This window comes from Paenibacillus aceris, assembly GCF_017874035.1.
In the GTDB taxonomy this organism is placed as follows: Bacteria; Bacillota; Bacilli; order Paenibacillales; family NBRC-103111; genus Paenibacillus_E; species Paenibacillus_E aceris.
On sequence record NZ_JAGGKV010000004.1, the window covers coordinates 383188 to 397167 of the forward strand.

A 13980-nucleotide genomic window follows, 5' to 3' on the forward strand; every position below is an offset into this window, starting at 1 on the left:
TCTATCTAACTAACAAAATGTAGTTTGCAAAATATGAATCATAAAATTCATAATAAAACTGCAACATTATTTAGTCCTGCCTACGTCTAGTATAATAACAAACCAAAAGACTTCACCACGCGGCGAGATTTGCCGTGCGAGAAAGCGAAAAAGGCCTTCTCGGCAGCCGAGAGGCTTCCTTTATGAAAAAGCAAATCGAATGATTTCCTCACGGGTAGCCTCTGGAACACAGTAATTTCCATGCATGTAAGCCCTGGGATTGACATTAACTTCTTTACCGTCTTTTTGCAATCTTGTAACTAATGAAGATATGATGTCCAGTGGGTTTTTCGGTGACCTTAGAAGCAATGCTTTCATTTCCGATAACATTTCACTACGATGCCTCGTTTGGAATTGCAGTCTATCTTTTAAAATTTCAGATTGCGTTTCATATCGATCACAATGGTCGAGCACCTTCCAATCCGGCCATTTCTTTTGAAGTCGTTGAACGATGTTTGAAAAACCATCTGCATACCATATTTCGATCTGCTTATTTTTTGTATCAATATGAAAACCGGAAGTTGGAAAGTCTGATCCCCATTCTTCCATATGAAATTGTTTATAACCAAAAGATTTATTACAGTTTTGCAAGAGCTCTGGTCCATGCAGCAAGTATCCTTCGATACCTCCATCTAGTGGAAAAATCAGTGTTTCTTCATCCTCAAATTTTATGCTAGCAATCGTATCAATCCAATTCATTGCACTTGGAGGTCTCAAATTTATATAAGCTAAATCATCATCATTACCTGAAATAACTCGCTCTCTTGGGACGCCTACGTATTCCGCAAGGTCGACAATACCTTCATGCGCCCAGTTGATTTCCCATTCTCCCCAAACCTTTTGCATTACTTCTAAGAAAAGCCTTCTAAATGGGATATTAGATTGCTCTTCTTCGCCGCCATAAAATAAAAGCAGTTTCTTAGCTTCGTCAATGACAGCTCCACCTTCTGCCCATATATCGTCTAACCAATCTGTTTGTTCAACTTTCTTCTGAGCCTGGATAAATGAAATTGCATGTTCTGGCCCCCAAAATAACTCACAAGGAAGTGTATTTGCACACCAATGATTGTAATAAAGATCATAGCCATCTTGCTTTACAATGACTAGGTTAGCTCGTTGTCCCATAGGCATTCCCACCTTTTGTATGCTATCCAGAAGTTCATCACCGAAACCGAGGCTAACCTCATTGAGCGCTAAAGCATCTTCCGACGACTGGGATGCGTTTCCCGGTGAGAAAAAAGGCTATTCAACTACAAGTTAATCCGTTTCCTCCCCCGTAGGTCCGTAATGAAAAACTTTCCAGTCACTACTGTCTATGAGGATGGACCACGGCTTCAGTTCAGTACCGCCCCCTTTTTGCTTCGTTTGGAACTCACCCAACTGTAATGTCCAGTGACCATCCACCTCGATAAAATATGAGGCATTATCCTTTACATATGCCAAGAGTGTGCTATTCGATCGCGGCAGAGCAGTTGTCCCCTTCATATGATCATAGTGTTTCTTGGCAGACGGCCCTAGCCAAATTTGGTCTTTTCTATTTACCGGCGTGTAGACAACTGCTTTTTTCTCCTCTTTGGCTTCTGGAGGACTAGATGTCGCTCCCCCAGAGACAAGTTCAGATAATGACTTTTTCCCATCCTCTATCGGTACAGGATTCTGATCAAAGTAATCTTTTACTGCCTTGGCGTAATAAACGGAATCATTGAAACTGGGCAGAGGGTCCGTAGTGTCTGTTTTGATTTTTATTAAAAATGTTCTAAATATATCAAAACTGGGGGCATGCAATAAGGCTTTCTCCATATCCAACACCTTTGCGAGGTTAGGCCGGGCATTTACCCAACTAACCATGGACCCAAATATATTATTATTCGTCAACGTCAAGTTTTCTTTCTTCACACGTTGAATAACACCAGGTTCAGTTCGGGTAACTAGATTAGCTACCGCGCGATTTCCTATGGAACGCTGCAGATGGGCAATAGTTGTCGGAGAAAAGGTACTGAACGACGGGGATTCTTCCGTTTTAGGCGAGTCTGCTGCTTTCTGCAGGACTCGGTCTCCTGAAGCATTATGAGGTTTTCCGAGATGCATATTTCTCAATCCTTAACCCTCCCATTCGAACGAACGATTTTACAATATATTCTATTTCGTTGATGGCTACCGAAATCCTTTTCATGGAGTTAACCTACGGAAAAAAAGAGACCCACAGCACGGGCTGCGGGACTAAGTTTTATATTTTAAAGGGGGTCAGTTATTATTATAGGCATAATTTATTAATGCAGGATGAAAAATAGATTTCAACTTTGTTACATTTTAAATTCGAGTCTTGTTGAATACCAGTCCAGCACTCGTAAGGCTCGGAGAGTGTTCCAGCGGCTTGGCTCGCCTTCCACACCTTCCATGTCGAAATGAACTCGATCGGGGTGGGAGTTCTCGAGCGGCCACTTCCCGTTTTGGTCTTGTTTCTTCGCCACCAAACCGACGGCCTCACTGACCCTTTCATCGGGCTGGACACCGGCGCTGCGTAAGTAATCCAAACCCCGCAGTACATCGTAATGCCACGTGGTCGGGAAAGAGAAGCGCGTCCAATTGGGATCGATCACTTCGCCGGATGACAGGGACCTCAACATTCGACGCTCCAGAAGGTACTCTTGTCCCCGGACGCGGGCTTCGGTCACTTCAGCAGTTTCACCCTTAGCCTTCTCATACTCTAATAATCCTTCCAAGACACAGATGGTACTGTGGAATGAGGATCGTCGACTTTGAGGAGCGTTGCAATTCCAGCCTCCGTCCTCAAGCTGCTCACCGAGGAGTCGATCGACTAGCCGACGGCTTGCCTGACCGAAGTAGGCTCCCACTCCAAGGATCCAACCATTGACACAGGGCTCGGTCTCGCCGTCAAAGTAGGGCTGACCGCCCATTTGTTGCGGCCAGGTGATGCGCTCACGTACTAGACCGATCGATCTGCGGGCTTCCTCCCCGGACGGATCCAAGCCTAGCTCCTTCAAAAGCAGCAAAGTGTAGCTCGTGCATAGCCAGTTCCGTGCATCGGCCTCACCGCCCCAGTTACCCTCGGAAGATTGTAGGCCGAGGACCTGGCCCCCCCAACCTTCCGCGGCAATCCGAGACCGCTCTGCGGCAACACAGTCATCGGTCTCTTTGGTTAAGTCACGCATAACCTGCCAACGGATCGCAGGGTCCCCGCCAAGCAACCACTCAATTACTGATTCCATTTGTTTCGAGATTTGCCATTCGGGTTTTTTTATAGTCATCTAATGATCCTCCCTAATTTGGTCAAGTTCATACGTCATATTATCCAAGAAATTCCATGCCGGATTTTGATTCATTTTAAATCATTCAATATTTTTATTATGATGTGTGGCCCATAATCTTGGGGGTAAGATATCAATGCAACGAATATAGTTAGTAACGCTACTAATATCCATTTCACTGCGAAATACTGGTATTTTAATTTAACAATCCATGTAATGCCCATTATAATAATTACTGCATTAAATACAATTGTGAACGGTAGGCTTATTATTCTTCCAAGCCCGGTATATGGAATTTTAAATGCGACTTGTTAGGGTTCTTTATTTCTCTTTTAAATTGCTTCGCTGCATATACGCATCATATGCTTCTTCAACTTTTTCTTTGCACACCTTTTTTCCATGTATCTTTAAGCTTGGCAACCCTATTTTTATTATACGGTTCGGGCTTCATATCACCACCAAATCCTATCCACGCATCATGCCCTACTTCCCCATTCTCATCAGAGTAGGCAATTTCATGTGGTGCGGGAGCATGCCCAGCGAATTGACAACCGTTTGCTAAACAATGATAACCTGGCTTCTTGATACCATACTTGCAAAAAGTAGGGACATTATCGTTTTCTTCTATTTCACCGAGTCCATATAAACAATGTAGTTCCACTATGAGATGGGTAAATGCTATGAAGCTCCCCTTCTTTCTTTGTCACATAGTCATTTTGCACATTTGGTAGGTACTGAAACTGCCCAAAAAGCTGCCGTTTCTTCGCACGGTAGCTTCATACACTTATTTATTGAGCTCTTGTTTTCCGTTTGCTTGATCTTCTGAAGATGCCACTTTAGCTGCCACAAATAATTACCATGCAAAAATCCCATTCGTATATTGTTGAGCCTGATTGTTATAAATATTTGGAGGTCCTGTATTATTCAATCCCAAAACAACTCCCCCCTTCGAAATTGAATGAGTATCGCTTATTAATTCAAGATATTCCCACATTATCCTGCCATTATTTCAATGGAAATGGGAAACATCTGCCGCGGACAATTGCAATATATCCAAACTGCGGGGAGTATTTCCCGATTTCGTCGCGAAATCAGTAGTAACAACGCTGGTGTCGCTTATCCCAAACATGGATGACCCGCCCTTACAGGGAACCCCATTCCCTTATTTATGCGAATAGCCGAGATACGTGGGGTGGAGGGGAACTACAGACTCTTATTCAACCTCCATCGTCCAAATATCTATCAAAATAGCGAAATAGCGGTCCCTAGTTCCCTCTCCCTCACGCATAGGGATCTTTTTGGCAAAATAGCGCCCTGTAGTTCCCATACAAACATCGTTATTCTTGTATGCAAGGATAAACGACTTCGTCGTCCTATTAGGACGAGCGCGTTTGTCAAGGTAGATGCGAAGCAAAAGTAAAAAACCTTGCACTTTCTTATCTACTAAAAAAAGAATCCGACAACCGAGGTTGCGGATTCTTCTTTTAAAGCTTATTCGATAATTTTTCTTGCCATATAGGCCAGATCTGCAATATCAATTTTGCCGTCCTGTACGAGATCTGCATACTTGTAGAGATCCCAATCTGAATCAGAGGACGTTTTACCGTATGCCTTAGCGACCATAGCCAGATCGCCAATTGTAAATTTGCCGTCACCGTTCATATCGCCAGGGATGCTCGTATTGACAGACGATTCAAAAGCTTGAACGGCAGCCGTCAGGTCAATCAAAGCCTGATCTACTTGCGACTGGTTGGAAGCCGCATCGTTCGCAACTGCAGCAGCTTTCTGAATTGCAGCCAAGAACGCTGCTTTCGCTGCAGCTGGATATTGTCCAGCATTGCTGCCCTCTACAGCCCCATCGTATTTGGCTTGTGCGTCAGCAATCGCTGTGATTAAAGCATCTTTGTGAATTTGCTCAAATTGGACTCTAAACTGAGTACCAATAACGTTCCCTTCTGCTCCTTGATTGTCAGCAACGACCAAATCACTTACGGAAATATCCGTATAGGTTGATTGCGTAACCGTTTCATTTGTTGTAGTGAACGCTAGTTTTAACAGATTCTCACCTGATTGAATGCTGGATCCAAGAGCTGCGGCCAGCACTCTGAGTTTGCCAGGCTCTAACTCTTTTTTCGCAACGATGTCTACTTTATCTTGTATGGAAGTAACATCGTTGAGAAGGACTTGCTGCGGATTATAATTGACGACAAAGTCAAGCGCATACACGTTTTGTGTAACATTGTTCAGCTGCAAATCAAGGTCAAATGGCTGGTTAGCCTTTACTAAGCTTACACCGCTAAGAACTGCAAAAGGATCTTTGCCTGGAATGAGCTTGGCATCTGCCCAATCTCCATGATCTTCAGCGTTGCCGTCACCATTATCGCTGACGACCAACTTCAGTTCTTTCACGCCTTTTACATCCAGGTTAACCGCTTTGGAAACCGTCGTAGCTCTCATCAAACCGCTATCGAAAGCCTTGACTCCATCCAAGAACACCTGGAACACAATCGTGTTGTTCACTCCTGTGCCACTAACCTCTTGGTCAACGCCAACGACCGTCTGGAAGGATTCATAATTTTTACCTGTCAGGTTATAAATGATTTCCGAGTTCGCGTGCGTGCCGATTCCCTTGGCATAGGTGACGGTTCCTGACGGACCTCTCAGGCGCAGCGGATTGCCGTCGATGCTCAGATCCTTTTTGATCGAGGACCAACCGACTGTTGCACTTGCCCAATCCATGTTGCTCAAATAATGATCAACCACATTGAATTGAATTTCATATGTCTTGGTGATGAGGCCGTCTGCAGAGGATACGTTAATGACAGTTTTACCGTTTACATCTGCAGCTGGAGTCACTTGCACTTTTACCGTGTTGTTTGATGATTGCACGTCAACCGTCGGCACTTTGTTATTGCCGCGCAGAATATTGTACGTGTAGCTTAATTTCTCCGGATCAAATCCGTCCAACGCTATGCCATTTACTTGGATGGATTTCACCAGATTGATCGTCGTCACGGTTTTGCTCAACTGCATCAAATCCGCTGTATGAGCGGCAATCGGTCTAAGCGTATAACTGTAACTATAGTCCTTATTCGCTAGCAGCATGTAAGGCGCATGAGGCTTAGCTCCCCAACTGTCATCACCGCCAACACCCATTTGCTTATAGTTGACGCGAAGCGTGATGTCATCGCTATGAGTCGCTTGATACGGATGCGCCGGTCCATCCAAGTCATCCGGTGTGTAATGCAGCGCGTTAGTCTCGATGAAAGGAGCTCCGATTGCCATCAGACCAGATCCATCGTCGTTCGTCAGAGTAACCCAACGCACATCGGTTTTATTGCCCGTTTCCGAAGGTATGATATAAGGGAAAAATTGCGCTTCTACGATACTGTTATACATCCCGACATCGGAACCGGAATTTCTGTCCTGATAGTTTTCGTTCGGTCCGCGGCCATACCAGGTAATATGCTCAAATTCCTGCGGAATCGTCAACATGTTTCCGACCTCAGGAATTTCCGGTAATGTACTTGCGCCCGGCTTCAGGTAATTGGACACTGTAATGTCGCCATTGCCAAAGATTGTATAAGACATTTTATAGGAGGAAACCGTCGTCGTTGGCAGCGTTCCTTCCACATCGATACGTACAATTTTATCCCCGATTGGGGTGACAGTCGCTTTGGTTACGCTTCTGTTTTTCCCGGCATTCTTCCAGGTTGCGGTTCTGCTAGGCATGCCATTGCCTTTATCGTTCTCGATCGGCGCTCTCCAGAAGGAAGGTGTCGGGCCTTTTTTAATTAAGTCTTTACCTTGATACTTGATAGCATCGATCGTGCCTGTCGATTTGTTGAAATTGATCTGCATATCAGTATTATTAATCGTTACTTGTGTACCTTGATCCTGGACATTCAACACAGGCAATGCAGAAAGATCCACGGACGGTTGATGAGGAGCATTCATCGGTAGGCTTAGCTGTTGACTCGCGATCACGTGGCCTTTCTTCGCCCACAGCGTATCCGACTTCAATTTGAAACTGACATTCAACCAGTATTCAACGCCCGGCTCAGCCGTCGGCAAGCTGTAAGGAACAGTAATTTGTTTCGTTGTCAAAGCCGGAATATCCAAATTGTCCAAAGTGCCTTGCTGAATGACTTTGTTATCCGCTCGCAATTCCCAGCTTGCCTCGTAGGCGTTGGCATTGGTGAACAGGAATTCATTTCGGATATCGACCTTGCCTTTCACAAGATCTACGGCTTTCACGAGAATGTTTTGATAAACATGCTTCACTTCGGAAAGCTGTGGCTTTGGCGTACGGTCTGCCAGGTTAAGACCATCGGCCGAAGTTTGATGATCAGTCGGATTATCCCCGAAGTCTCCGCCGTAGCCAAAGAATTCGTGCTGTTCAAGTGGGCTTGATTGGGCATTTTCTTTATTGAAATCCTGCCACAAGACAGCGGATGCATCTGCTGTGCGCGTATCATCGTTTAGCTCCGTCAACGATAATGCACGATTGTAAACGCGGACTTTATCGAAGCTCATTTTGGAAGTGCGGCCTTTCTCCTTATCCATACCGATCGTAAGCGGGTAGATATTGGAGCTGAAGCTGCCTGTGAAAGCCTTCGTTCCAACGACAGTACCGTCCACATAAAGCTTTAAGTTCGCTCCGTCATAGGAGCCCGCAATATGATGCCAGTTATTCAACCAGTTCGCAGGCAAAGCCGCGGTGGCTGATGTCCAGGTGCCATTTTTATAAACGAATAATTCCAATTTGGTCGTACCCGCCATTTTCAAAGCGAACTGCGTATCCCCTTTGGCAATAATCGGACTGTCCGAAATAGTCGATAACGGTTTAACCCAGGCTTCCAGCGTGAACGGTCCTGTAATATTGTATTTCGCATCGTTTGGCAATGTCATTGTAGCGCTTCCTATATCTTTCGGTTGAAGAACGCCGCTTACAGCACCGTCATTGTCTACAACGGTTCCCGTGTAATCAGCTTTATAAGTTTCGCCTGCGTCGGTCAAATACAGTTTTTCCGCTGGCGATTTCATGCGTACCGCTTCATCGACCCAATCCCAGATGAATCCACCCTGGAGATTCGGATACTTTTTGATCATATCCCAGTATTCCTGCAAATTACCGTTACTGTTACCCATGGCGTGAGCATATTCACACATAATATACGGTCTAGGATCGCTGCTCTTGGCATACGTTTCCAAGGTCGAAACAGCCGGATACATGTTGCTGACCATATCGGTTACGGCCTTGTCATTATAGCCCTCGTAATGAATTGGACGGGTAGGATCGAGACTGCGGATAAAATCGGATTCGATTTTGAAATCATTGCCGGAGCCCGCTTCATTGCCTAATGACCAGATGATGACAGATGGATGATTTTTATCCCTTTGGACCAAGCTGTTAGCGCGATCCTTCACGTTTTCCACCCATTCAGGCTTGCTGGCCGGAACTGTGTCTCTGACGCCATGCGTTTCCAAATTGACCTCGTCTAGCACATAGAGACCGTATTTGTTCGCCAGATCGTACCAGAACGGATGACTCGGATAGTGAGAGGTTCGAACCGCATTCATGTTGTATTGTTTCATTAATTCGATGTCTTTGATCATCATATCCAGATTGGTCGCTTTCCCCGTATCGGGGCTTGTATCGTGACGGTTAACACCTTTGATCATAATTGGCTTGCCGTTGAGGATCATTTGCTGCTTGCCAGTGCCGTCGGACATCGTTTTAAGTTCAAACTCCCGGAAACCGACTCGTGTACCGGCCGTTTCGATTAATTTGCCGGAAGAATCTTCCAAGCTCAGGACAAGCGTATACAGGTTCGGATCTTCAGCCGACCATTTCTTAGGATTAGCGACTAGTTTGGAAGAACTGACCTGAACCTCCGAATTGCCGCCAAACGCTGTTTCCATTTTGACCGGCTCGTTAAATACCGGCTGATTGTTGGCGTCAAACAGCATCGCTTCTACAGTATGATTGGCCGGCGTGGTGTCATTGTTATAATTTTTGACGTTTACTTTAAGATTTAAAGCAGCATCCTGATACGAAGAATCCAAATCCGTAACGACGCTAAAATCCCGCATATGAACCGACGGCGTACTGAAAAGAAACACATCGCGCGTAATGCCGCTAAGCCGTATGGAATCCTGGTCTTCGAGCCAGCTGCCGTCCGACCAGCGATACACTTCAACAGCAAGCGTATTCTCGCCGGCTTTCAGATAAGGGGTAATGTTAAAGTCTTTGGGTGAATAGCTATCTTCACTGTATCCGACCTTTTGGCCGTTAACCCACACGTAGAATGCGCTTTCTACTCCCTGGAAGGAAATGAAGGTTTCCCGGCCGGACCAATTGTCTGGAACTGTGAATGTGCGCTTATACGATCCTACCGGATTATATTCCGTAGGAGCTACAGGCGGCTGAACATTGGTGGAGTTGCCATTGCCCCAGAACGGATACGTAATATTGACATCAATGGGGAAATCATACCCTTGCATTTGCCATTCGCCAGGCACTTTAATCTCATTCCATGAACTCGTATCATAGCTATCCTTAAAGAAGTCTAAAGGGCGGGCATCAGGGTTCTTCGCGAAGTTAAATTTCCATTGACCGTTGAGAGATTCGTAAAAAGGGGACAGATGCTCCGTCATCGCAGATATCATGTCGGCTCCCTGCAAGGCAGAGGGCACATCACCATAAGGAATAAAGGAGGCATGTGCAGGCTCCCGGTTCACCTGGAAAACATCGGGATTGTTATTCCATTCCGGATACCCGTTTGCAGGGGCAGCCGATGCCCCTAAAGCGCTAAAGCTGTTGACCGTCATAAGGAGCATAAGAGTCAACGATATTTTCTTTTTCCAATTCATAAATGCCCTCCAAATCGATTTCACTAGGTTATATCCGACTCATCAAGCAATTCACTTATGTTGTCTAAGAAATTGACAGCGTTTACAAACAGCATCATGATACGAGATGTATCTCCGTGGACATAATCTATTTTTTCACCTGGGGATCCCCCCTCCAGTACATAATTGTTAAATTAAACATAATACCTAACATCTCAATAATAACACAATAATATCCAGATTCTACTTAAGAATACTCCTATAAAAACTTGAAAATCCTCATATTTTCTTTCTACATTTTGATTTTTCTTCACGTAATAAGCGCGAAAAAAGCGCAACTGGGTTTCTCCAATAGCGCTACGCTGACAAGAATTATTTATACTCTAGTTAATCATATCTGAAGCACTTGGTACTCCGTCGCAGCTTATCACCTTAAATAAATTTTCTGGTACTTCTTCTCGAATAAACTGGACAAGTAAATCATCAAGTCTCCGACTTAGCTGGTATATTTGATTTTCTTGAAAGTCGAAATTATTCTTCATTGGATCGCGTAATAATTTATGCCGTAATCGCTCAATCTCTTCTAACAGCAATTGCTTTTTCATTCCCATCTCTAAGTTCCCCCTGCCATTATCAAGTTGTCTCAGAGAGTATATTAAACTGATTTTAGGAAAGTTTGAGGATTTTGTAAGGAATCCTGGAAATAAAAACCGCTAAACGCAAAGACCGTTGATCTCTCGTTTTTGCTTAGTGATTTCGCTCACAATATTCCTTGACAGGAATATTCCCAATCAGGTATATTAAGCCTTAGAAATAATCAACCCTAATTCCACATTGGAGGTAATGAATACATGACTAATAACGATGCAACGAACAACACGACCGCAACCATTAATGGCCCGGAACTTATTGTTACTCGTACTTTATCCGCACCGCGTGAACTCGTATTCAAAACATGGACGGATCCCGAACATTTGGTGCACTGGTGGGGACCTCAAGGCTTTACGCTGACGATTCATGCTATTGATGTAAAACCGGGCGGCGTATGGCGCTACACGATGCACGGTCCAGACGGAACCGATTATGAGAATAAAATTTCCTACATCGAGGTTAACCGCCCCGAGACACTTGTGTATTCACATGGCGATGCTGAGGAAGACGAACAATTCCGAGTCAATGTTACATTTGCGGATCGTGGCAATCAAACGGAACTTACGATGAGATCCTTGTTTAAATCAGCTGAATACTTGGAATATGTCGTGAAAAATTACGGAGCTGTTGAGGGCGCGAAACAAACACTTGATCGTCTGGCAGAAGAATTAGCGAAACTGTAAATTAAGGAGGCGTATGAACGGATATGAAAAAAACACTCGTTCTGTACTGGATTTTCACAGGATTGTTGGCAGTTCTTATGGTCATGGGGTCGATTCCAGATATTTTATCGGTCCAATCTGCCGTTGATTTATTTGACCACCTAGGCTATCCAGCCTATCTCCTTCCTTTCCTCGGTATCGCTAAACTATTAGGCGTTCTCGCGATTGTCACGCCAGGCTTCCCGCGCTTGAAAGAATGGGCATATGCCGGATTTGTCTTTGATTTGGCAGGTGCTATTTATTCCAGTATTGCGGTCGGAGATCCGGTAAGTAATTGGATGACATTTCCGATTGGTTTCATTTTGATTGCCGGCTCATATATCTATGCCAATAAAAAAACAAAACTAGCCATATCAACGGATAGAGGTATTGGGCTGACGTGAAATCAAGAGGTTTGAACCGTGGGGGCCCCAAAGTCGTGAAAATGGCTAGGGCTCTTTTCTCACCTCTAAAATATTCCCGGAATCTCTACCGGCAGCTCTCCATATGATTTATCTTATTTTCTTTTTTCTATGATTAACATTTATAACCATTTCGCGGTTCATATCGAAATGGACCATTTTGCCATCAGCTAAGTCAACGAATCCTTTAACAAGAACCGCAATGGGAACCAATAATAAGAATGACTTCCAATAGGACCATCTCACAAGGTCATACATGTCAAGATACACGAATAACGGCTCACCGACGAACGATATGACTAGCGAAGCCACTAAACCAGCAATTAAAAAAGATTTCCAGGCAGAAAACTTCTGATATATGTATGCATAAATGCAAGGAACAACAAAAAAGTCGACGGTATTAAGGTTTTCAGTAAATGGAACTAGCTGATGCGGGTATCGCCACAAGTCGAAAAACTTGCCAAGTTGGTCGGTCGTTCCGACGATCATGAAACTGGTCATGAAGGCAAGTGCTGTGCTGAGTGTTCTCTTTCGATCCATATAGATGAGCAGCAGCACAACAAATAGCACATTGGTAATGACGATGATCCACCACTGGAACGAAAAGATGTCATGATGCAGCCACCAGTCGAGCTCCATTCGGTTCTCTTTTATGTTTAATTCTTCGATTTCGTTTGGCATATCTGGCATCATTCCCTTTATTTGAATTATTTATTGTTTAGCATAATTAATTGTGAATTCGAGGTATTTGCGACTTGTTTTGTATGATGAACGAGATTGACAATGTCTTGGTACGCTTGTTTCGCCCCTATAACCAATAAAGGTACCCCTATAAAATCAATCTTTAGCCATCGTGACAGCATCCCACCACATGTCATCGAAAAAGGCACGGTCGGAGACGTATTCGATAAAATAATTTTTTCGGCGAGAACCTCTTCTTTAATCAACATATCGATTAAATTATAAATGCCCGGAACTAGAATCTTAGACCTGCCTCTCCCCATTGTATATACCTTATTACCATCCTCATCTTTCCCGTGGAAGTATAGCTTTCCTCTGTCCTTGTACACCAATTTATTGAAATTATGCGTATTCAGTATTTCATTTTTCGTGGGCTCGTGAGTTTCATCCAGTTTCTTCAGGTGATAAGCAGCAGCCAAAGCTGTAGTATGCGTTCCCCCGAAATCATTATAAATATAAATCATAATTAACCCCCATTTTTCATGTAGCTAGCACGTTAGTTCTGAAATCATACTTATAATCGGAACTATGAACAGTAAACAGCCAAAAGCAAATGCTCCAATCTGAGGAGAGAGCGTCATTAACAATGCCCCTAGTATTTTCAACAGTCGTTTCTCTTCCTGCTTGACATCCTTATACTCTGAATAGACGCCAGAAAAACTAAAACCAATAAATAGCAAACCAATCAACATAATAATCAACAAATCAATATATAGATTTCCTGTTATATTGGTAAAAGTAGAGCCCCGGCATGTGTTATGCCACATTTTTACCAACTCCTAGTAAGGGCAGTTACTGCTGTTTTCAGGGTATTATGTCCAATATGATGGAAACCATGTATGCGTTTATTCACCTGGCTGTCGTATGTTAGAATGGTATCTTGAGGAGTTGATCAACGAATGGAATTTATGCGTACGATGGCAGAAGATAGAATCCAGGAGGCTATACGCCGTGGAGAATTAGACAATCTTCCCGGTGCTGGCAAGCCACTTCCCCCTGACCACTTGGAGAATGTCCCAGAAGAACTGCGAATAGGTTTCAAGCTGCTAAAAAATGCAGGGCTGATTCCCGAAGAGATGCAGATTCGCAAAGACATGTTATCGCTAGGTGATCTACTAGCCGTCTGCCGAGACGGCGCTGAACGCCAAAAACTTCAACGTGAATTATCAATCAAGCGGTTCCGCTATCAATCACTGATGTCAGACCGCGGTTGGATCGAATCAGAAGCTTTCACCGAGTACGAACGTCAAATTAACATAAAGCTGACCGAGAGAGATTAGGAAAATGAACCTAAACCAATAC

11 protein-coding genes are annotated in these 13980 nt (G+C 44.1%); 3 read left to right on the top strand and 8 right to left on the bottom strand.

From position 1 onward, the window contains the following. Positions 1–180 precede the first annotated feature (180 nt). The 5 genes from J2Z65_RS10595 to J2Z65_RS10615 form a co-directional block, all read right to left on the bottom strand. On the bottom strand, positions 181–1164 hold the full coding sequence (locus J2Z65_RS10595; protein WP_167065356.1) for a hypothetical protein: 984 nt from the start codon (positions 1162–1164) through the stop codon (positions 181–183). A gap of 132 nt (positions 1165–1296) precedes the next feature. Continuing rightward, positions 1297–2136, bottom strand: a complete 840-nt coding sequence (locus J2Z65_RS10600; RefSeq protein ID WP_167065359.1) for a hypothetical protein — start codon at positions 2134–2136, stop codon at positions 1297–1299. 206 nt (positions 2137–2342) lie between these two features. Further along, positions 2343–3308, bottom strand: coding sequence for a prenyltransferase/squalene oxidase repeat-containing protein (locus tag J2Z65_RS10605; RefSeq protein ID WP_205301066.1), 966 nt, complete (start codon positions 3306–3308; stop codon positions 2343–2345). Between the two features lie 1491 nt (positions 3309–4799). Further along, positions 4800–10184 carry a glycoside hydrolase family 2 TIM barrel-domain containing protein gene (locus tag J2Z65_RS10610; protein WP_167065362.1) on the bottom strand — a complete coding sequence of 1795 codons (5385 nt, stop codon included), beginning with the start codon at positions 10182–10184 and terminating at the stop codon, positions 4800–4802. Between the two features lie 362 nt (positions 10185–10546). Next, a complete protein-coding gene (locus J2Z65_RS10615) occupies positions 10547–10774 on the bottom strand; it encodes an aspartyl-phosphate phosphatase Spo0E family protein (RefSeq protein ID WP_167065365.1) in 228 nt (75 codons plus the stop codon). 240 nt (positions 10775–11014) lie between these two features. Between J2Z65_RS10615 and J2Z65_RS10620 the strand changes: the two genes are divergently transcribed. Beyond that, the gene (locus J2Z65_RS10620) at positions 11015–11497 is read left to right on the top strand and encodes an SRPBCC family protein (RefSeq protein WP_167065368.1); all 483 of its coding nucleotides are present in this window, start codon (positions 11015–11017) and stop codon (positions 11495–11497) included. Between the two features lie 23 nt (positions 11498–11520). Continuing rightward, complete coding sequence (locus J2Z65_RS10625) at positions 11521–11919, top strand: DoxX family protein (RefSeq protein ID WP_167065371.1); 399 nt, start codon at positions 11521–11523, stop codon at positions 11917–11919. A 108-nt stretch (positions 11920–12027) separates the two neighbouring features. On the opposite strand, the gene J2Z65_RS10630 is transcribed toward J2Z65_RS10625, so the two are convergent. From J2Z65_RS10630 to J2Z65_RS10640, 3 genes are read right to left on the bottom strand one after another with little or no spacing between them, the layout of a single operon-like run. Then, positions 12028–12618 carry a CBO0543 family protein gene (locus tag J2Z65_RS10630; protein ID WP_167065374.1) on the bottom strand — a complete coding sequence of 197 codons (591 nt, stop codon included), beginning with the start codon at positions 12616–12618 and terminating at the stop codon, positions 12028–12030. A gap of 26 nt (positions 12619–12644) precedes the next feature. Continuing rightward, on the bottom strand, positions 12645–13142 hold the full coding sequence (locus J2Z65_RS10635; RefSeq protein ID WP_167065377.1) for a DUF3189 family protein: 498 nt from the start codon (positions 13140–13142) through the stop codon (positions 12645–12647). Positions 13143–13166: 24 nt separating this feature from the next. Continuing rightward, on the bottom strand, positions 13167–13445 hold the full coding sequence (locus J2Z65_RS10640; RefSeq protein WP_167065380.1) for a hypothetical protein: 279 nt from the start codon (positions 13443–13445) through the stop codon (positions 13167–13169). 132 nt (positions 13446–13577) lie between these two features. Between J2Z65_RS10640 and J2Z65_RS10645 the strand changes: the two genes are divergently transcribed. Further along, positions 13578–13958, top strand: a complete 381-nt coding sequence (locus J2Z65_RS10645) for a DnaJ family domain-containing protein (RefSeq protein ID WP_167065382.1) — start codon at positions 13578–13580, stop codon at positions 13956–13958. The last annotated feature ends 22 nt before the right edge of the window (positions 13959–13980 follow it).